The sequence below is a fragment of the Kocuria rosea genome (genome assembly GCF_006094695.1).
In the GTDB taxonomy this organism is placed as follows: domain Bacteria; phylum Actinomycetota; class Actinomycetes; order Actinomycetales; family Micrococcaceae; genus Kocuria; species Kocuria rosea.
In genome coordinates, this window is record NZ_CP035103.1 from 923,370 (window position 1) to 941,770 (window position 18,401).

The 18,401-nt window shown below is 74.2% G+C and carries 16 protein-coding genes; 9 read left to right on the top strand and 7 right to left on the bottom strand.

Features of this window, described 5'->3' with window-relative positions:
* Window positions 1-65 precede the first annotated feature (65 nt).
* Window positions 66-1,493: an adenylosuccinate lyase gene (purB, locus tag EQG70_RS04260; protein WP_109268234.1), complete on the bottom strand. Its 1,428-nt coding sequence runs from the start codon at window positions 1,491-1,493 to the stop codon at window positions 66-68.
* A 167-nt stretch (window positions 1,494-1,660) separates the two neighbouring features.
* Here purB and EQG70_RS04265 point away from each other — a divergent pair, with 167 nt between their 5' ends.
* The 5 genes from EQG70_RS04265 (at window position 1,661) to EQG70_RS04285 (ending at window position 8,398) form a co-directional block, all read left to right on the top strand.
* Window positions 1,661-2,824, top strand: coding sequence for a histidinol-phosphate transaminase (locus EQG70_RS04265; RefSeq protein WP_035928359.1), 1,164 nt, complete (start codon window positions 1,661-1,663; stop codon window positions 2,822-2,824).
* A gap of 56 nt (window positions 2,825-2,880) precedes the next feature.
* A complete protein-coding gene (locus EQG70_RS04270) occupies window positions 2,881-4,188 on the top strand; it encodes a thiamine pyrophosphate-dependent enzyme (protein ID WP_081994485.1) in 1,308 nt (435 codons plus the stop codon).
* Entirely contained in the window at window positions 4,185-5,168 is a 984-nt protein-coding gene (locus EQG70_RS04275; protein ID WP_035928182.1) for an alpha-ketoacid dehydrogenase subunit beta, read from the top strand. Before EQG70_RS04270 ends, EQG70_RS04275 begins: the two co-directional genes overlap by 4 nt.
* Window positions 5,169-5,250: 82 nt before the next feature.
* On the top strand, window positions 5,251-6,699 hold the full coding sequence (locus EQG70_RS04280) for a dihydrolipoamide acetyltransferase family protein (RefSeq protein WP_035928185.1): 1,449 nt from the start codon (window positions 5,251-5,253) through the stop codon (window positions 6,697-6,699).
* A gap of 469 nt (window positions 6,700-7,168) precedes the next feature.
* Window positions 7,169-8,398: an aminotransferase class I/II-fold pyridoxal phosphate-dependent enzyme gene (locus EQG70_RS04285; protein WP_035928190.1), complete on the top strand. Its 1,230-nt coding sequence runs from the start codon at window positions 7,169-7,171 to the stop codon at window positions 8,396-8,398.
* On the opposite strand, the gene EQG70_RS04290 is transcribed toward EQG70_RS04285, so the two are convergent.
* The 5 genes from EQG70_RS04290 to EQG70_RS04310 all read right to left on the bottom strand — a co-directional run bounded on the left by EQG70_RS04290 (window position 8,364) and on the right by EQG70_RS04310 (window position 13,374).
* Window positions 8,364-9,083 (bottom strand): DNA-3-methyladenine glycosylase I, encoded by a 720-nt coding sequence (locus tag EQG70_RS04290; RefSeq protein ID WP_109268233.1) that lies wholly within the window; start codon window positions 9,081-9,083, stop codon window positions 8,364-8,366. The genes EQG70_RS04285 and EQG70_RS04290 overlap by 35 nt on opposite strands.
* 130 nt (window positions 9,084-9,213) lie before the next feature.
* Entirely contained in the window at window positions 9,214-10,227 is a 1,014-nt protein-coding gene (locus EQG70_RS04295) for a hypothetical protein (RefSeq protein ID WP_017832667.1), read from the bottom strand.
* Window positions 10,224-11,519 (bottom strand): sensor histidine kinase, encoded by a 1,296-nt coding sequence (locus tag EQG70_RS04300; RefSeq protein ID WP_017832666.1) that lies wholly within the window; start codon window positions 11,517-11,519, stop codon window positions 10,224-10,226. The genes EQG70_RS04295 and EQG70_RS04300 overlap by 4 nt, the downstream gene beginning before the upstream one ends.
* A gap of 33 nt (window positions 11,520-11,552) precedes the next feature.
* Window positions 11,553-12,269 (bottom strand): LuxR C-terminal-related transcriptional regulator, encoded by a 717-nt coding sequence (locus EQG70_RS04305; protein WP_017832665.1) that lies wholly within the window; start codon window positions 12,267-12,269, stop codon window positions 11,553-11,555.
* A 136-nt stretch (window positions 12,270-12,405) separates the two neighbouring features.
* Window positions 12,406-13,374 carry a hypothetical protein gene (locus EQG70_RS04310; protein WP_017832664.1) on the bottom strand — a complete coding sequence of 323 codons (969 nt, stop codon included), beginning with the start codon at window positions 13,372-13,374 and terminating at the stop codon, window positions 12,406-12,408.
* Window positions 13,375-13,487: 113 nt separating this feature from the next.
* Between EQG70_RS04310 and EQG70_RS04315 the strand changes: the two genes are divergently transcribed.
* Entirely contained in the window at window positions 13,488-15,194 is a 1,707-nt protein-coding gene (locus tag EQG70_RS04315) for a long-chain-fatty-acid--CoA ligase (protein WP_109268232.1), read from the top strand.
* A 10-nt stretch (window positions 15,195-15,204) separates the two neighbouring features.
* On the opposite strand, the gene EQG70_RS04320 is transcribed toward EQG70_RS04315, so the two are convergent.
* Window positions 15,205-15,819, bottom strand: a complete 615-nt coding sequence (locus tag EQG70_RS04320) for a flavin reductase family protein (RefSeq protein WP_017832662.1) — start codon at window positions 15,817-15,819, stop codon at window positions 15,205-15,207.
* 186 nt (window positions 15,820-16,005) lie between these two features.
* On the opposite strand from EQG70_RS04320, the gene EQG70_RS04325 reads away from it, so the two are divergent.
* The 3 genes from EQG70_RS04325 to catC all read left to right on the top strand — a co-directional run bounded on the left by EQG70_RS04325 (window position 16,006) and on the right by catC (window position 18,384).
* Window positions 16,006-16,941 carry a LysR substrate-binding domain-containing protein gene (locus EQG70_RS04325; RefSeq protein WP_035928196.1) on the top strand — a complete coding sequence of 312 codons (936 nt, stop codon included), beginning with the start codon at window positions 16,006-16,008 and terminating at the stop codon, window positions 16,939-16,941.
* Complete coding sequence (locus EQG70_RS04330) at window positions 16,938-18,041, top strand: mandelate racemase/muconate lactonizing enzyme family protein (protein WP_035928199.1); 1,104 nt, start codon at window positions 16,938-16,940, stop codon at window positions 18,039-18,041. The genes EQG70_RS04325 and EQG70_RS04330 overlap by 4 nt, the downstream gene beginning before the upstream one ends.
* A 64-nt stretch (window positions 18,042-18,105) precedes the next feature.
* Window positions 18,106-18,384 (top strand): muconolactone Delta-isomerase, encoded by a 279-nt coding sequence (gene catC, locus EQG70_RS04335; RefSeq protein ID WP_017832659.1) that lies wholly within the window; start codon window positions 18,106-18,108, stop codon window positions 18,382-18,384.
* The last annotated feature ends 17 nt before the right edge of the window (window positions 18,385-18,401 follow it).

Here is an 18,401-nt window from a genome sequence, read left to right on the forward strand (position 1 = left end):
CGGGGTGCCCGGGCGCGTCCCGGCGCCCCGTGCCCGGGCACCCCGTCGTCACGCGGGGCGCGGGCTCACAGGAAGCGCACGAGGTCCGCCGCGATGCCCGTGTAGGTGGCCGGGGTCAGCCCGGACAGCCGCTGCTCCGCGGCCGGGGACAGGCCCAGGCCCGCCACGAACTCCTGGAGCCGGGCGGCGTCCACCCGGCGGCCGCGGGTCAGGTCCTTGAGGCGCTCGTAGGGGTTGTCCATGCCCTCGACGCCGGCGATCGCCTCGGCGCGCATGACCATCTGGACCGCCTCCGCGAGGACCTCCCAGTTCGCGTCGAGATCGGCGGCCAGGACCGCCTCCGCCACGTCGAGGCGGGCCAGGCCCTTGCTCACGTTGGAGACCGCGAGCAGGGAGTGCCCGAAGGCCACGCCGATGTTGCGCTGGGACGAGGAGTCGGTGAGGTCGCGCTGCCACCGGGACGTCACGAGCGTGGCGCCGAGGGCGTCCAGCAGGGCGTTGGAGAGCTCGAGGTTCGCCTCGGCGTTCTCGAAGCGGATGGGGTTGACCTTGTGCGGCATGGTGGAGGAGCCGGTGGCGCCCTCCACCGGGATCTGCTGGAAGTAGCCGATCGAGATGTAGGACCAGACGTCGGTGCAGAAGTTGTGCAGGATCCGGTTGAACCGGGCGAGGTCGGCGTAGAGCTCGGCCTGCCAGTCGTGGGACTCGATCTGGGTGGTCAGCGGGTTCCAGGACAGGCCCAGGCCCTCCACGAACTCGCGCGAGACCTCCGTCCAGTCCGCGTCCGGGACGGACGCGTAGTGGGCGGCGTAGGTGCCCGTGGCGCCGTTGATCTTCCCCAGGTACTCGGTGCGCTCGATCCGGGACAGCTGGCGGCCCAGGCGGTGGGCGACCACCGCCATCTCCTTGCCCAGCGTGGTGGGCGTGGCGGGCTGGCCGTGGGTGCGGGAAAGCATGGGGGTCTCCGCCGCGGACCCGGCCAGCGCCGCGACGTCGGCCACGAGCGCCCGGGCCGCGGGCAGCCACACGTCGGTCGTGGCGTCCTTGACTCCCAGGGCCCACGCCAGGTTGTTGATGTCCTCGGAGGTGCAGCCGAAGTGCACGAGGGGGACCAGGTGCTCCAGTCCCAGGGCGGGCAGCCGGCGGCCGATGTAGTACTCCACGGCCTTGACGTCGTGGACCGTCACGGCCTCGATCTCCGCGAGCTCCGCGACCGCGTCCGTGTCGAAGTCCGTGACGATCCGGCGCAGCCCCGCGGTCTGCTCCTCGGTCAGGGGCGCCAGCCCCGGCAGCACCGACCGCTCGGCGAGGTGCAGGAACCACTCGACCTCCACGTGCACGCGGTTGCGGTTGAGGGCGGCCTCGGAGAGGTGGTCGACCAGGGGCGCGACCACGGGCTGGTAGCGGCCGTCGAGGGGCCCCAGCGCGACGGGCGGGACGGCGGCGGCGAGCGCCGCGCGCCCTGAGGACAGGATGCGATCGGTGTTGGGCATGGGCACATTCTTCCACGGCCCCCGCGCGCTCCCGGGCGGACGAATTGTCGTCCGCCGCCAACTTTCGCGGAACCCGGTTGTAGCTTTCGCCCCGAAAAGCAGCGGGTCGTCCGGAGGGGCGTCATCGACCGGGGGAACCCCGGGGGTGCGGGGATAGCATGACCTCCATGAGTACCAGCGACGCTACCCGCACCCTGGCCGGCACCGCCCCGGCCTCGGGCCCGGCCACCGCCACCACCCCGGCGGTCCGGCCGCGCCCGGCTCTGTCCCGACTTCCCCGCTACGCGGCCGGCAAGCCCCCGGTCGTGGTGGACGGGCTCGTGTCCTACAAGCTGTCCTCCAACGAGAACCCGTTCGGGCCCGTGCCCGCCGTCAAGGAGGTCCTCGCCGGCTGGGATGCGGTGCACCGCTACCCCGAGACGACCTCCGCGGAGCTGCGGGAGGTGCTCGGCGAGTTCCTCGGCGTTCCCGCCGAGGACATCGTCACCGGCGCCGGCAGCCTCGGCGCGCTCAACCAGCTGCTCGGCGCCTTCGTGGGCGCCGGCGAGGACGGCACCCCGGACGAGGTGGTGCACGCCTGGCGCTCCTTCGAGGCCTACCCGATCAGCATCGGGCTCTCCGGCGGGCTGGGCGTCCCGGTCCCGAACCGCCGCGACGGCTCCCACGACCTCGAGGCCATGGCCGCCGCGGTCACCGCCCGGACGAAGGTCGTGCTGCTGTGCACGCCGAACAATCCGACGGGCCCCAGCCTCACCACCGCGCAGGTCGAGGAGTTCCTCGCCGCCGTGCCGCGCGACGTGGTCGTGGTGATCGACGAGGCGTACCAGGAGTTCCAGCGCCGCGACGACCTCGTCGACGGCGTCGACCTGTACCGCCGGCACCCCAACGTCGTCGTGCTGCGGACGTTCTCCAAGGCCCACGGTCTGGCCGGGCTCCGGATCGGCTACTCCGTGGCCCGCCAGGAGATCACCCAGTACCTGCGCCAGGCGTCCCCCGCGTTCTCCGTGACCGACCTCGCCCAGCGCGCGGCGATCGCGTCCGTGCGCCACTACGACCAGGTGGCCGAGCGCGTCCAGCGGGTCGTCGACGAGCGGGAGCGGGTCCTCGCCGGGCTCGACGGGCTCGGCTGGCCGTACCCGCAGACGCAGGCGAACTTCGTGTGGCTGAACCTGGGCGAGCACAGCGGGGGCTTCGCCGAGCTGTGCGACGCCCACGCCCTGTCCGTGCGCCGCTTCGGCGACGAGGGCGTGCGCGTGACCATCGGGGAGCCGGAGGCCAACACCCGGTTCCTGGAGCTGTGCGCGCAGTTCCCCCACCCGCCCGTGCTCTGATCCTCGGCCGCGCCGGCCCGGCTCCCTCCCGAGCAACCCGAAAGGACGTCCTGCCCATGGATGCCGCCCCATCGTCCCCGGCCGCCCCCGTGCCGGCCCGCACCGTGCCGACGCCGGAGGTGCGCACGCGCCTGGTGCGGCTCCTCGACCGGGACGGCCGGCTGAGCGAGGACCCGGTCCTGTCCCCGTACGTGCGCGACGTCGACGCCGAGCAGCTGCGCGGGCTGTACCGCTCGATGGCGCTGGCCCGCCGCTTCGACGAGGAGGCGACCAACCTCCAGCGGCAGGGGCAGCTGGTGCTGTGGGCGCCGATGCGCGGGCAGGAAGCAGCCCAGGTGGGCTCCGCCCGTGCGCTGCGCCCGGCCGACCACGTGTTCCCGACCTACCGGGAGCACGCCGTGGCCATCGAGCGGGGCGTCGAGCCCGCCGAGCTGCTCACCGTGTTCCGCGGGCACAGCGCCGGGGGCTGGCGGCCCAGCCGGCACCACATGAACGTCTACTCCATCGTGCTCGGCTGCCAGGTCCCGCACGCCGTGGGCTACGCCATGGGCATCGACCTGGACCGGCGGACGGCCGAGGCGGAGGGCCGGGAGGCCGAGCCGGCGGCCGCGGTCGTCTACTTCGGGGACGGCACCTCCACCCAGGGCGAGGTCCACGAGGGCATGGTCTTCGCCGCGTCCTACGACGCCCCGGTGGTCTTCTTCGTGCAGAACAACCAGTGGGCCATCTCGGTGCCGTTCCGCACCCAGTCCCGCGTGCCCCTGGCCGAGCGCGCCGCGGGGTACGGCTTCGAGGGGATCCGCGTGGACGGCAACGACGTGCTCGCGGTGCTGGCGGCCTCGCGGTACGCGCTCGAGAAGGCCCGCGCCGGCCAGGGCCCGGTGCTCGTGGAGGCCGAGACCTACCGGCTCGGGGCCCACACCACCGCGGACGACCCCACCAAGTACCGCCTGCGGGAGGACGAGCAGCACTGGAGCGAGCTCGACCCGCTGCTCCGTCTCGAGGCGCACCTGCGCGAGGCCCACGGCACCGGCGACGACTTCTTCGCCGACGTCGCGGCCGACGCCCAGGCGTTCGCCGACCAGGCCCGCGCCCTCGTGCTGGCCATGGACCCGCCCGCGTTCGAGGACTTCTTCGACCGGCCCTACGCCGAGCCGCACGCCCTCGTGGAGGAGGAGCGCGCCTGGTACGCGGCCTACCAGGCGGGCTTCGCCGACACCGACACCGACACCGACGACGACGCCGGGCCGGGCCCCGCCGGACCGGACCGGGGCACGCAGGCCGCGGGGCTGACCGTGGCGGCCGACCCCGTGGCCGGGGCCCCCGACCCGCAGACCGCCGGCACCCAGGAGGACCTCGCATGAGCACCGCACCGGACCTGACGATCGCGAAGGCGGTCAACGCGGGCCTGCGCCGGGCCATGGAGGAGAACCCCCGGGTGCTGCTCATGGGCGAGGACATCGGCTCCCTCGGCGGCGTCTACCGCGTCACCGAGGGGCTCAAGGCGGACTTCGGCGCCCACCGGGTGATGGACACCCCGCTGGGGGAGGCCGGGATCGTGGGCACCGCCATCGGGCTCGCCCTGCGCGGCTACCGGCCCGTGTGCGAGATCCAGTTCGACGGCTTCTCCTTCCCGGCGTTCAACCAGATCACCACGCAGCTGGCCAAGATGCGCAACCGCACCAACGGGGACGTCACCGTCCCCGTGACGATCCGCATCCCGTACGGCGGGGTCATCGGCTCGGTGGAGCACCACTCGGAGTCCCCCGAGGCGCTGTTCGCGCACACGGCGGGGCTGCGCATCGTCACGCCGTCCAACGCCCAGGACGCCTACTGGATGACCCAGCAGGCCATCGCGTGCGAGGACCCCGTCATCGTCTTCGAGCCCAAGCGGCGGTACTGGCTCAAGGGCGCGGTGGACGTCGAGCGCCCGACCGCCGACCCGTTCTCCGCGCAGGTCGTCCGTCACGGCGAGGACGCCACCGTGGTGGCCTGGGGCCCCCTCGTGCCGGTCGCGCTCGCCGCGGCGCAGGCGGCGGAGGAGGACGGGCGCAGCGTCGAGGTGATCGACCTGCGCTCGCTGTCGCCGATCGACTTCGACACCCTCGAGGACTCCGTGCGCCGGACGGGCCGCCTCGTCGTCGCCCACGAGGCCCCGACCTTCGGCGGCCTCGGCGGGGAGATCGCCGCCCGCCTCACCGAGCGGGCGTTCTACTCCCTGGAGGCACCGGTGCTGCGGGTGGGCGCCTACCACCTGCCGTACCCGGTGGCCGCCGTCGAGGACCAGTACGTGCCTGACCTCGACCGCATCCTCGAGGCCCTGGACCGGTCCTTCGCCTACTGACCCCGCCGACCCGGTCGCCGGCCCCCGGGCCGGCGGCACCGCCGCCGGCCCGGGGGCCGCGCGCGAGAGAGGAAGTACTGACATGCCCCAGATCTTCAACCTGCCCGACGTCGGCGAGGGCCTGACCGAGGCGGAGATCCTCGCGTGGAAGGTCGCACCGGGGGAGACCGTCACGGTCAACCAGGTGCTCGTCGAGATCGAGACCGCGAAGTCCGTGGTCGAGCTGCCGTCCCCGTACGCCGGCACCGTCCTGGACCTGCTGGCCGCCGAGGGCAGCACGGTCGAGGTCGGCGCCCCCATCATCGCCGTGGGCTCCCCGGGCGAGTCGGCGGAGCCCGCCCCGGCCTCCGGCGTCCCCGGGATCCTGGGGGAGGGCGGGGAGCCCGGTGCGGACCGGCCGCTCGTCGGCTCCGGGCCCAAGGCCGACCCCGTGCGGCGGCGGCGCCGGGCGGTCCCGCCGCCGGCGCCGGAGGCCGAGCCGGAGCCGGCCCGGCCCGCGGGCTGGACGGAGAAGCTGTCCCGGGGCCCGCTGGGCGCCGGGCTCGGCGGTGGGATCGGCACGGCGGCCCAGGGCATCGCCGGGCGCGCCGCCCGGCTGGCCGAGGACAGCGGCGTCTGGCGCCGGCCGGGTCGCGGCGACGTGCCCCCGGCCGTCGAGGTCGTCCCGCGCCGCCCCGCGCTGGCGAAGCCTCCGGTCCGGAAGGCCGCACGGGACCTGGGCGTCGACCTCGCCGACGTCCCCGCCACGGGCGCCGCCGGACAGATCACCAAGCAGGACCTGCTCGCCCACGTGGCGCGGCTCGGCGAGGCCGTGGACCGGCGCCGCCCCGCGGCCCCGGAGGAGCGGATCGAGCGGATCCCCGTCAAGGGCGTGCGGAAGGCCACGGCGCAGAACATGGTGCGCAGCGCCTTCAGCGCCCCGCACGCCTCGGTCTTCGTGGAGGTCGACGCCACGCGCACCATGGAGTTCGTCCGGCGGCTCAAGGCCGCCCCGGACTACGAGGGCGTCAAGGTCACGCCCCTGCTGGTGCTCGCGAAGGCCGTCGTGTGGGCCGCGGCCCGCAACCCGATGGTCAACGCGACGTGGACGGACGAGGAGATCCTCGTCAAGCACTTCGTCAACCTGGGCATCGCGGCGGCCACGCCGCGCGGTCTCATGGTCCCGAACGTCAAGGACGCCCAGGACCTCTCGCTGCGCGAGCTGGCCGTGGCCCTCGACGAGCTCTCCCGGACCGCCCGGGCGGGGCGCACGCAGCCGGCCGACATGCAGGGCGGCACCCTGACCGTGACCAACATCGGGGCCCTGGGCCTCGACACCGGCACGCCGATCATCAATCCCGGCGAGGTGGCGATCATCGCGTTCGGGAGCATCAAGCAGAAGCCGTGGGTCGTGGACGGCGCCGTGGTGCCCCGCTGGGTCACCACGCTGGGCGGGTCCTTCGACCACCGCGTGGTCGACGGGGACCTCGCGGCCCGCTTCACCGCGGACGTGGCCCGGATCCTCGAGGAGCCGGCGCTGCTGCTGGAGTGAGCCCCGGCCCGTGCGGTCCGCGGCACGAGCGGCGCGGCAACGGCCCCGCACCGATCGGTGCGGGGCCGTGTGCTGCGTCGTCGACGCGCGTGCCGCCACGTCTCACGGCTCTCCCCGCCGGGCCGTGGCCCGACGCCGCACCGACGTGGAACTGGGCGGTTGCGTCCCGTGCCCGGCGCCCCATCTCCTGTGGACCCGTGATTGAAATCCCCCCAGACACAATCACACATCTCATTCACGATGGATCACTCGTGCGACGCCGGCCGCGGTGGCAACCTGCCCGTCGGCCCCCGGCACTGCTGCCGGAGACCTGTCCCCCCACGCCCGGAGGACCGCCTCAGTGCGGCCTCCTGACGTCCAGGACTGGGTCCAGTATTGCGGAGGTCTGGACAAAAGTCTGTCCCCCGATGTGCGCATGACGGGGCATGACCGCGATCGCGCCGGACCGCGGCGGCCGTAGGCTGGGCGCATGCCTGCGCACCTGCCGCCCCGTCCCTCCGCACGCTCGGCGGTGCCGCCGTTCCGGGTGATGGAGATCCTCGCCGACGTCGAGCGCCTGCGCGCCGCCGGCCGGGACGTCGTCTCCCTCTGCGCGGGGGAGCCCTCCGGCGGCGCCCCGGGTCCCGTCGCGCGGGCGGCCGCCCGGGTGCACGCCCGCAACGAGGGGCTGGGCTACACCCCCGCCCTCGGGATCGAGCCGCTGCGCCGGGCGGTGGCCGGCCACTACGCCCGGTGGTACGGGCTCGACGTCCGTCCCGAGGACGTCGCGATCACCACGGGGGCCTCCGGGGCGCTCGTGCTCACCTTCTTGGCGGCGTTCGACGCGGGGGACCGGGTGGCGGTGTGCCGGCCGGGCTACCCCGCCTACCGCAACACCCTGGCCGCCCTGGGCGCCGAGGTGGTCGAGCTCGACTGCGGGGCGGCGACCCGCTTCCAGCCCACGCCCGGGATGCTCGACGCCGCGGTCGCCGAGCACGGGCCCCTGCAGGGACTGGTGGTGGCGGGCCCGGCGAACCCGACCGGCACCGTGCTGGAGCCCGGGGAGCTGGCGGCGCTGGCCCGGTGGTGCGCCGAGCACGGGACGCGCCTGATCAGCGACGAGATCTACCACGGGATCGTGCACACCGCCCCGGAGGGCGGCGCGCCCCGCGACGGCGGACCGTACCGGGGCACCAGCGCGTGGGAGCACGACCGCGACGCCGTGGTGATCTCCTCCTTCTCCAAGTACTGGGGGATGACGGGGTGGCGGCTCGGGTGGGCCTTGCTGCCCCGGGACCTCGCGGCCGCGGTCGACGCGCTGGCCGGCAACCTGAGCCTCTGCCCGCCCGCCGCCGCGCAGCACGCCGCCGTGGAGGCCTTCACCCCGGACGCCTACGCCGAGGCGGACCGGGCGGTCGAGCAGTTCGCGCGCTCCCGGAGCCTGCTCCTGGACGCGCTCCCGGCGCTCCGGTGGGGCGAGGTCGCGCCGGCGGACGGGGCGTTCTACCTCTACGCCGACCTCGGGGAGCAGCTCGAGCGGCACGGCAGCTCCCTGGAGTGGTGCCGGCGGCTGCTGGAGGCGGAGGCCGTCGCGGTCGTCCCGGGCCTGGACTTCGACGCCGCACGCGGCCACCGCGCGGTGCGGCTGTCCTTCGCCGCGGGGCCCGACCGGGTGGAGGAGGCCCTCACCCGGATCCTCCGGTTCCAGTCCCGTCCCTGAAGCACCCGGCCAGGTGCCCGGGGAGCACCCCGGTGCGGAGCAGGAACCGGTGCGCGGTGGTGCGCCCCACGAACACGAGTCCCTGCTCCTTGAGCCGGGCAGCCAGCCGGTCCCCCTCGGGGGAGCGGCGCGACTCCTCCAGAACGGTCAGGGGCGGCTCGGCGGCGGCCGGGCGGAGATCCCGGACGTGCTCCGCCCAGTCCTCGGGACCGAGTCCGCGGCAGGCGCGCGCGTTGTGCACCACGGCCTCGATCTTGACCCGGTTGCGGATGACCGCGGGATCCAGGAGCAGCTCGTCGACGTCGTCCTCGGTCATCCGGGCGATCTCCTCGGGGACGAAGTCCCGCAGCGCCCGGCGCAGGCCCTCCCGCCGCTGGGCGATGCTCCAGCGGGCCAGGCCCGCCTGGAAGATCTCCAGGCCGAGGGCCTCGAACCAGCCGGAGGAGTCCGCGGGCCGTGCGCCCCAGCGCCGGTCGTGCTCCTCGAGGGCGGCCGGGCCCGTGGGCGCCCAGGGGCAGCGGCGCAGGCCGTCCCCGCAGAGCACGGCGCGGAAGGCGTCGTAGGGGGAGCGGACGCCACCGTCCCGGAGGGCGGTGTCGGGCGGGCGGTCGCCGGGGCGGTCGTGGGTGCCGCGGGAGCGGTCGTCGGCGGGGTGCGGGCCGTGCCCGGCGGAGGCGGTGTCCATGGGACCACGGTAGGAACGCCGGGCCGGCGGACCGCAGGCACGCGGCTCCCTGTGGACGGTGCCGCCGGTGTCCGGGGCGCCGGACGACCGGGTGCAGTGCGGGTGCCCGCACCGCGGGCGGTGGAGCCGGTCAGAACCGGGAGACCGCACCGGTGCCGTCGGCGATCTCGATGGCCACGGGCTCCTCGTCCCCGGCGTTGCCGTCGTGGACGATGAACACCGCGGCGGGCTCTCCCTCCGGGAAGGCGCGGATCGTGACCGACCCCGAGGTCGCGGCGTTGAGCACCTCCATGGCCTGGCGGGTGGCCGCGCGCAGCACCGCCGTGGGCAGGGGCCTGCCGCGCTCGTCCAGGATGTCCACCAGCACGCCCCGGGCCCGCGCCGCCCGCGTGACCTCGAGCAGGTAGGGGGTGGCGATCGACCGGCCCCGGATGGAGTCCCGCAGCTGCGCCTCGGTGAGGCGGAACTGTTCGATCTCGTACTCGGAGACGGGGGAGGGGTCGTGCGCGATCCGCTCGAGCAGCCCGCCCGCGAGGCGGCGCACCTCGTGCACGCGCTGCACGGAGGCGTTGACCGTGTCCTGCTCCGCCTCGTCGTGGGAGCGCGCCGAGATCACCATGTCCCGGGCCTCGGCGAACGCGGCGGAGGCCCGGTCGTACTCCCGGGCGATGAGCTGGCTCGCGAGCAGCAGGGCCGCCGCCGCGGCGTTCGTCAGCGCCGCGTCCCAGAGGCCCAGGGCGGAGCGGGCGCCCCACGTCATGGACACGGCGACCGCGATGACGAGCGTGGCCCAGCCCCACCCCGCGCGGCGCCGGATGCCCAGGACCACGAGGAAGCCGTCGAAGCCCAGGGTGAACCACTGCCCGCCGAACAGCTCCGCCTGGGGGTTCAGGGCGTCGTAGGAGCGCTGGATCGACACCAGCATGAGGAGCACGCCCAGGGCCGCGGGCAGATCGGGCAGCCGGCGCTGCCGGTACGGGTAGACGACCAGCGCCACCGCGACCACGTAGGTCACGAGCGCGGCCTGCATGAGGTCCGGCTTGTCCATGCTGGGCGTCTGCAGGATCCCGAGCACCACGGGGATCAGGAAGAACACCGTGGCGGCGACCAGGCTCAGGGGATGGAAGAGGGTGCGGGAGATCACGGCTGCGCGTCCCGGGGCCAGAGGATCGTGACGCGGGTGCCGCGTCCCGGTGCGCTGTCGACGTCCACCGCGCCGCCCACGTGGCGCACGTTGCCCAGGATGGACACGCGCACCCCGAGCCGCCGGGAGTCGATGCTGCGGACCTGGAAGCCGCGGCCGCGGTCCACCACCTGGAAGCGAAGGAAGAAGCCCTCGGGGTTGAGGGGGGTGGGCGGGCACACGCCGCCGTCCATGGTCACGAAGGTGACCTCGGTGCCGGCGTGGCGGGCGCTGTTGGAGACCGCCTCGGTGACCGCCTGCACGAGCGCCTGCGCCGTCTCCACGGGGATGAGCGGGCGCGGCTGGCCGGGGGGCCTGATGTAGGGGGTGATGCTGTTGAAGCGCACCCGGTTGCGCCACGGGGACAGGGACTCGAGGAGGTCGTCGAGCAGGGTGTGCACCATGGTGGTGCCCTTGCCCTCGGCGCGGCGCTCCTCGAAGGCGAGGACCTCGAGGGCCCGCTGGGCCAGCTCCCGGGTGCGCCGCTGGACGGGGCCCGGGGCCCGTCCGGCGTCCAGCAGGGCGGCCATGACGTTGTCGTGGATGAGGCGGTCCAGCCGCTCCTGCTCCTCGGCCTGCGAGCGCGAGCGGTTCAGCTGCAGCTCCTGCGCGATCGCGGCCGCGTACACCTGGTCCGCGTTCTGCCCGCCCTTGTAGACCAGGCTGATCAGCACCACGAGGACCACGCCGAACGCGATCCGGCTCGTGGCGTCGAACAGCACGCCCATCACGTCCGCCGACTCCGTGGTGCGCACCATGACCAGGACGTAGAAGACCGTGACGGACGCCAGGTACGCGACGGCCAGCTCGATGCTCCACGCGACCACGGTGGCGGCGGCCGCGAGCAGGATGAACGGCTCCACCCACGGGTCCTGCGGCGGAGCGGCGCCCGTCCAGGCGAGCGGGAGGGTCAGGACGGTGAGGGCCACGAGCACCGGGGCCGCGAGCACCGGCCACATCCGCACCTGCCGCCTGGCGCCCTGGAGGAGCATCGCGCCGCCGTTGACCAGGAGGGCCAGCAGGAACACCAGGTGCCACCGTTCGAAGGCGCGCAGCTGGTCCTCGACGATGGTGAGGGCCTCCAGGAACAGCGCGACGACGACCAGCCCGTGGCAGATGTTCGCGAGCAGGTGGATGCGGTAGGAGTTCATCCCCAGCTCCTGCGGCGAGGTCGGCACCAGGAGGCTGCTGCGGCGCCGCCGGGCGGGGACCTTCCGGTAGGCGAGCGGGGGCCGGTGCGCGGCGTGGCTCACGGAGCGGCGGCCCTCACCGGGGCGAGGGGCGGATCACAGATGCTTCTCCGCCGTGGTGATGTCCGCCGTGGGCTCGACCAGGCCGTCCTCGATCGCCCGGATGCGCAGGTCGATCTTGGTGGGCGCCGGGCGTCCGACGCGCGCGTACTTCTCCCGGATGCGGTCGATGTTGGTCTTGACGGCGCTCTGCTTGATGCCCATCCGGCGTGCGACCTGGACCTGGGCGAAGCCGGAGGCGTAGAGCCGCAGGGTCTCCTGCTCCCGCGGGGAGAGGCTGGCCCGGGAGAACTCCACGTCCCCGTCGATCGCGGCGGCGAGCTCCTTGGTGATCACCGGCTTGCCCTCGGCGATGTTGCGGGCCTCCTCGATCGCGTGCTCGAGCGGGTCCGACTTGCGCACCAGGCCCAGCGCGCCGGCCCGCAGCGCCTCGCGGATCAGCGCGGCGTTCTCGCCGATGCTGAAGATGAGCACCTTCATGCCGGCGGCGCGCAGCAGCTCCACGTTGGTGGCGGGTCGGGACATGTCGTCGAGGGACAGGTCCAGGAGCACGACCTCGCACTCGATCCGCTTGGCGCCCTGGGCGGTGAGGGCGGGGTTCTCGGGGTCCCGGCCCAGCTGGTCGAGGAGTCCGGGGACGCTGGAGGCCGATCCGACGAGCTTCACGTCCGCCTGCGAGGTCATGGAGACGAGGCGGACGCCCTCCCGGACGACCTCGTGGTCATCGACGACGGCGACAAGGGTGGACGGCATGGGTGTTTCCTCCGGGTGCTGCTCGGTGGGCCGGTCCGCAGATTTCCGCGTGGGGGTGACGGATCTCACCGAGGTGCTCCGATTGTCCCCTCTTTGGTGGTCGGATGCGAACCCGACACGGTGCCGGGACGCAAAGTTACCGGGCCCGGTCCTCCGGTCCGTCCCCCCAGCGATCGACCCTGCGGTGGTAGCGGACGCCCCACAGCCCGCCGAGCACCGCCGCGAGCAGGTCGACGGCGAGCACGGCGAGGACCGCGAGCAGGCCCGGGACCAGCAGGTCGCCGATCAGCGCCTGGGCCGAGACGCCCACGGGCGCCAGGCCGACGGTGTCGGCCCACACCAGTCCCGCGACGGTGGCCACGGAGCGGCCGAACAGGGACCACAGCCACACGGACACGCCCTGCCGCGCCCCGGAGAACCGCGCCATCCGGCCCGCGGCGTAGCCGCCGCCCAGGAACGCGATGAACTCGACCAGGCCGAGGGCGGCCGCGCCCGTCCAGGCCGCCGCGGACCCGGCGGCGAGGTCGTCCACCACGCCGCCGACCCCGTCCACGAGGCGCAGCCCCAGCGCGGCCGCGGTCAGGCCCGCCAGGGCCAGCAGCAGCCAGGACAGGGCCATGGCGCTGAGCCAGCCGAAGAAGCCGGGCACCAGCTGGAGGCCCCCGAACTCCTCCCGCTGCCGGGCGAGACGGGTCGCGGCGTCGACCGGGACGCCGGAGGACGGGTCGCCGGAGAACGGGCCGTCGGGTCCGGCGCCGTAGCCGGGCGCGGGGCCGTAGCCGGCCGCGGCGCCGGGGGCCCCGACCGCGGGCGTCGGGTCCGTGCGCGGCCGCGGGTCCTCCGGCACCGGGCGCTGGGCGGTCACCGCCGGCAGCGGCCGGGTGTGCTGGTCGTCCTCGTCGTCGTACCAGGACCAGTCCTCGGTCCCGCCGCTCCCGGCGCCCCCCTCGGGGGCGTCGTGCGGCGAGCCGCCGCCGGCCGGGGCGGCGAACCGGCTGACCGGGGGCAGCGGCCGGGTGGCGTCCGGGGAGTCGTGCGGACCGGTGTCCGACCAGGGCGTCGGGTCGTCGGGGGAGGGCGGGCCGGGGGTCGAGGAGGGCGTCATGGCACCGGAGTCTACGGCCGGTTCCCGGACCGGGCCCGGTGAGCCGTCCCGTCCGGCACGGGGTGTCGCCGCGGCCGGGCGGCCGGGCGCCGCCGCCGAGTAGGGTCGGGACCATGCCTGTCGACACCGTCCGCGAGTTCCTGCGTGCCCGCCCCTGGACCGCCAGCTACGACCCGGGCGTCCCCGCGGACCTGGACCTGCCGGAGACGTCCCTGGTGCACATGCTCGAGCGCTCCGTCGCCCGCCACGGCGCGAGCACCGCGCTCGAGTTCTTCGGGGCCACGACCTCCTACGCCGCCCTGGGCCGGCAGGTCGACCGCGCGGCCGAGGGCCTGCGCCGGCTGGGCGTGGGCCGCGGCGACCGGGTCGCGATCGTCCTGCCCAACTGCCCGCAGCACGTCGTGGCGTTCTACGCGGTGCTGCGCCTGGGGGCCGTCGTCGTCGAGCACAACCCGCTCTACACGGCCCCGGAGCTGCGCCACCAGTTCGAGGACCACGGGGCGCGCGTGGCGATCGTCTGGGACCGGGCGGCCGAGCGGGTGCGCTCCCTGCCCGCGGACCTGCGGGTCGACGCGGTCGTGTCCGTGGACATCACCGCCGCGATGCCGCGGCCGAAGCGGCTGGCCCTGCGCCTGCCGCTGCCGGGCGCACGCGCCTCCCGCGCGCAGCTCACCGGCCCCGCCCCGGGCACGATCCCCTGGCGGGAGCTGCTGGCCTCCGCCCCGATCGCCGCGGAGCACCCGCGGCCCGCCGCGCACGACCTCGCGCTGCTGCAGTACACCTCCGGCACCACCGGGCTGCCCAAGGGGGCGATGCTCACGCACCGCAACCTCGAGTCCAACGCCCTCATGGGCCGGCACTGGCTCGGCTCCGGCGAGCGCGAGGTGGTGCACGGCGTGCTGCCGCTCTTCCACGCCTTCGGCCTGACCCTGGGCGTGACGTTCGCGATGTCCCTCGGCGCGCGGCTCGTGCTCTTCCCGACCGTGCGCGCGGACCTGATCCTCGGGGCGATGAAGCGCGCCCGCCCCACGGTGCTGCCCGCGGTGCCGCCGGTGTACCAGAAGCTCCTCGACGCCGCACCGGAGCAGGGCGTGGACCTGCGCGGCATCCCGGTGGCCGTCTCCGGGGCCATGAGCCTGCCGGTCCCGCTCGTGGAGCAGTGGGAGCGGGCCACCGGGGGGATCCTGATCGAGGGCTACGGGCTGACCGAGTGCTCCCCGCTGGTGGCCTGCAACCCGCTCAACGACTCCCGCCGGGCGGGCTCCATCGGGATCCCGTTCCCGTCCACCGACATCCGGCTCGTCGACCCGGACACCCTCGAGGACGTCCCCCCGGAACACCCCGGGGAGCTCTGGGTGCGGGGCCCGCAGGTCTTCCAGGGGTACTGGAAGCGCCCCGACGAGACCGCCCGGACGCTCACGGACGACGGGTGGCTGCGCACCGGCGACATCGTCACCGTCGACGAGGACGGGTTCCTGCAGGTGGTCGACCGGCTCAAGGAGGTCGTGATCACCGGAGGGTTCAACGTGGCCCCCAGCGAGGTCGAGGACACGCTGCGCCGGCACCGCGCCGTGGCGGACGCCGCGGTGGTGGGGCTCGCCGACCCCAGCGGCAGCGAGGTGGTCGTCGCCGCCGTGACCCTCGTGCCGGGCGCCGAGCTCGACGAGGCGGCCCTGCGCGAGCACTGCTGGGCGGGCCTGGCCCGCTACAAGGTCCCCCGGCGGATCGTGGCCGTGGAGGAGCTCCCGCGCACGATGCTCGGCAAGATCCAGCGCCGGGAGGTCCGCGAGCAGCTGCGGCGCACGGGCGTGCGGCCCTGAGCCCGGGCGCTCAGGGCAGGTCCGCCTCCGGGGCGACGTCCCGGTAGGGGACCCGCCGGATCGACCGGATCCGGCCCAGCTCGCCCCACTCGTCGCGCCCGAGCCGCGCGATCGGGCGCAGCGTCCGCACGACCGGGCCCCGCTCGTCCATGTCCTCCTCGTCCACGACCACGTGCGTGACCTCGCCGAGGACCAGGAAGCAGTTGCCCACGGGGATGGGGTCCGTGTGCAGCCGGCACTCGATGGCGGCGGGGGACTCGGCCACGCGGGGGACGGCCACGGTGAGCGAGGGCTCACGGGTCAGGCCCACGGCGTCGAACTCGCTGATCTCGGGAGGGTAGTCGGTGCTGGTCGCGTTGATCCGCTCGAACAGCCCCTCGGGCGCGAAGCTGACCACGAACTCCCCGGTCTGCCGGATGTTGCGGAGGCTGTCCTTCTCGCCGACCGAGACGAACTGGACGATCGTGGGGTTCTCCGAGGCGACCGTGAAGAACGAGTGCGGGGCCAGGTTGTCGACGCCTGCGGCCGAGCGGGAGCTGACCCACGCGATGGGGCGGGGGACCACGAGGGACTTGACCGCCCGGGCGAAGGAGCCGTGCCGGTCGGCGGTGATGTCGGTGCGCATGGGCCCATTGCACCACCTCGACGGGCCGGGGGCACAGGGCGCGGCCCCGGGGTGCACGGCGGCAGCGGAGTCGATTAGAGGTCACCGATGTCCTAATGGAGCATTTTGGGTGTACTCTGTGGATCAATACGACGGGTGGCGGTCGACGACGACCCCTCCGACCGAGCGGAAGGGCCAGGTGCCACGATGGAGATCCGGCAGCTCAACTACTTCATCGCCGTGGCCGAGGAGCGCCACTTCGGCCGCGCCGCCAAGCGCCTGCACATGGCCCAGCCGCCGCTGTCCCAGCAGATCCGCCAGCTCGAGGAGCAGCTCGGCGTGCGGCTGCTGGACCGGACCACCCGGCGGGTGGACCTCACCGCCGCCGGCCAGGTGCTCCTGGACCGGGGGCGGCGGATCATCAACGAGATCGAGGCCCTCAAGGCCGACGTCTACCAGGTGGGGCAGGGGGCCACAGGCGTGCTGCGGGTCGGCTTCTCCGGCTCGGCCACCTACGGGGTGATGCCGCGGGTCGTGCGCTGGGCGAAGGAGACGATGCCCGGGCTGTCCCTGGCGCTGCACGGCGAGATGCTGACCCCCGCCATGGAGGAGGGGCTGCGGGAGCACACCCTCGACGCCGCCCTCCTGCGCCCGCCCGTGGCCTCTGCGGACGTCGAGTACCGGGTGGTCGCCCGCGAGCCGCTCGTGGTGGCGCTGCCCTCCTTCAGCGCCCTCGCCGTGGACCTGCCCGTGGCCGTGCACGAGCTGCAGGACCAGGAGTTCATCACCTACCCGCCCGACTCCGTGCTCTACCGCACCGCCGCGGACCTCTGCCGCCAGGCCGGCTTCCAGCCCCGGATCGCCCAGGTGGCGGGGGAGACGTCCACGCTGCTGTCCTTCGTGGCCGCCGGCGGCGGGGTGGCCGTGGTGCCCGCCGGGGTGCGCGCCTTCCAGCTCGAGGGCGTCGTCTACCGCGACATCGAGCACTCGCCGCAGATCGAGCTCGCCGTCGCGTGGCGGCGCGAGGACCGCTCCGCGCTCCTGCACAACTTCATCGACCTCGTCGTCGACGTCCAGGCCGCCCCCGGGTCCCCCGGCGGCACGCCCGTCCCGCCCGCCCAGGAAAGGCCCGCCCGCCCATGAAGATCGCGACCGTCGAGGCGATCCCCTACTCGATCCCCTACGTCCACCCGCTGCACTTCGCCTCGGGCGCCGTCCACGAGGCGGACCACGTGCTGGTGCGGATCACCACCGACGACGGGATCGTGGGCACCGCCGACACCCCGCCGCGGCCCTACACCTACGGCGAGACCCAGAAGTCCATCGTGGCCGTCGTCGAGGACCTCTTCGCCCCGCAGCTGGTGGGCCTGGACGTCCTCGACCGCGAGAAGGTCCAGGCCGTGCTGGCCCGCACCGTCCACAACCAGACCGCCAAGGGCGCCGTGGACATCGCCCTGTGGGACGTCATCGGCCAGTTCCTCGGGCAGCCGGTGACCAGACTGCTGGGCGGGTTCACCGACTCCATGCGGGTCTCCCACATGCTGGGCTTCAAGCCGGCCCAGGAGCTGCTGGACCTCGCCCTTCGGTTCCGCGAGACCTACGGCATCACCACGTTCAAGCTCAAGACCGGCCGGCACCCGATCGGCCTCGACGTCGAGGCCGCGGCCGTGCTGCGCGAGGGCCTGGGCGAGGACGCCGAGCTCTACATGGACGCCAACCGCGGCTGGTCCGCCAACGAGGCCATGGAGGTGCTGCGCCGCACGGCCGACCTGGGCCTGCAGTTCCTCGAGGAGCCCGACGACGCCCGCGAGGTGCTCGGCCGCCGCCGCCTGGTGGAGCGCTCGACGATCCCCATCGCCGCCGACGAGTCCGCCCCGAACCTGGGGGAGGCCGCAAAGGAGATCCTCACCGGCGGGGCGAACCTGCTGGCGGTGAAGACCGCCCGCTCCGGCTTCACCGAGGCCGCGAAGATCGTGGGCATGGCCGAGGGCATGGGGGTGGACGTCTACGTGGGCAACCAGATCGACACCCAGGTCGGCACGATCGCCTCCGTGGTCTTCGGCGCGGCCCTGGCCCACACCTCGAAGCGGGCCGGGGAGCTGTCCAACTTCCTGGACATGTCCGACGACCTCCTCGCCGAGCCCGTGGTCATCGCCGACGGCCGGATCCGCGTGCCGGACGTGCCCGGGGTGGGCACCGCCGTGGACGAGGACAAGCTCACCCGCTACCGCACCGACCGGTAGACCCGGCCCGGGAACCCAGCCCGAGATCTCAGCCCGAGAACCCATCCCGACGGAAGGACGCACCGTGAAGTACCTGGTCCACATGGACATCGACCTCCCCACCGACATGCCCGCCGAGGAGGCCGCGGAGATCAAGGCCACCGAGAAGGCCTACTCGCAGGAGCTGCAGCGCTCCGGGAAGTGGCCCGAGATCTGGCGCGTGGTGGGCGAGTACGCCAACTACTCGGTCTTCGACGTCGACTCCCACGACGAGCTGCACGACATCCTGCAGAACCTCCCGCTGTTCCCCTACATGGACATCACCGTGGTGCCCCTGGCCAAGCACCCCTCCGACGTGAAGTAGCACCGTCCCGCCCCGCG

Bases quoted from the DNA above. Each gene is read 5' to 3' on its own strand.
- purB (WP_109268234.1), bottom strand. From the start codon at position 1,493: ATGCCCAACACCGATCGCATCCTGTCCTCAGGGCGCGCGGCGCTCGCC.
- EQG70_RS04265 (WP_035928359.1), top strand. From the start codon at position 1,661: ATGAGTACCAGCGACGCTACCCGCACCCTGGCCGGCACCGCCCCGGCC.
- EQG70_RS04270 (WP_081994485.1), top strand. From the start codon at position 2,881: ATGGATGCCGCCCCATCGTCCCCGGCCGCCCCCGTGCCGGCCCGCACC.
- EQG70_RS04275 (WP_035928182.1), top strand. From the start codon at position 4,185: ATGAGCACCGCACCGGACCTGACGATCGCGAAGGCGGTCAACGCGGGC.
- EQG70_RS04280 (WP_035928185.1), top strand. From the start codon at position 5,251: ATGCCCCAGATCTTCAACCTGCCCGACGTCGGCGAGGGCCTGACCGAG.
- EQG70_RS04285 (WP_035928190.1), top strand. From the start codon at position 7,169: ATGCCTGCGCACCTGCCGCCCCGTCCCTCCGCACGCTCGGCGGTGCCG.
- EQG70_RS04290 (WP_109268233.1), bottom strand. From the start codon at position 9,083: ATGGACACCGCCTCCGCCGGGCACGGCCCGCACCCCGCCGACGACCGC.
- EQG70_RS04305 (WP_017832665.1), bottom strand. From the start codon at position 12,269: ATGCCGTCCACCCTTGTCGCCGTCGTCGATGACCACGAGGTCGTCCGG.
- EQG70_RS04310 (WP_017832664.1), bottom strand. From the start codon at position 13,374: ATGACGCCCTCCTCGACCCCCGGCCCGCCCTCCCCCGACGACCCGACG.
- EQG70_RS04315 (WP_109268232.1), top strand. From the start codon at position 13,488: ATGCCTGTCGACACCGTCCGCGAGTTCCTGCGTGCCCGCCCCTGGACC.
- EQG70_RS04320 (WP_017832662.1), bottom strand. From the start codon at position 15,819: ATGCGCACCGACATCACCGCCGACCGGCACGGCTCCTTCGCCCGGGCG.
- EQG70_RS04325 (WP_035928196.1), top strand. From the start codon at position 16,006: ATGGAGATCCGGCAGCTCAACTACTTCATCGCCGTGGCCGAGGAGCGC.
- EQG70_RS04330 (WP_035928199.1), top strand. From the start codon at position 16,938: ATGAAGATCGCGACCGTCGAGGCGATCCCCTACTCGATCCCCTACGTC.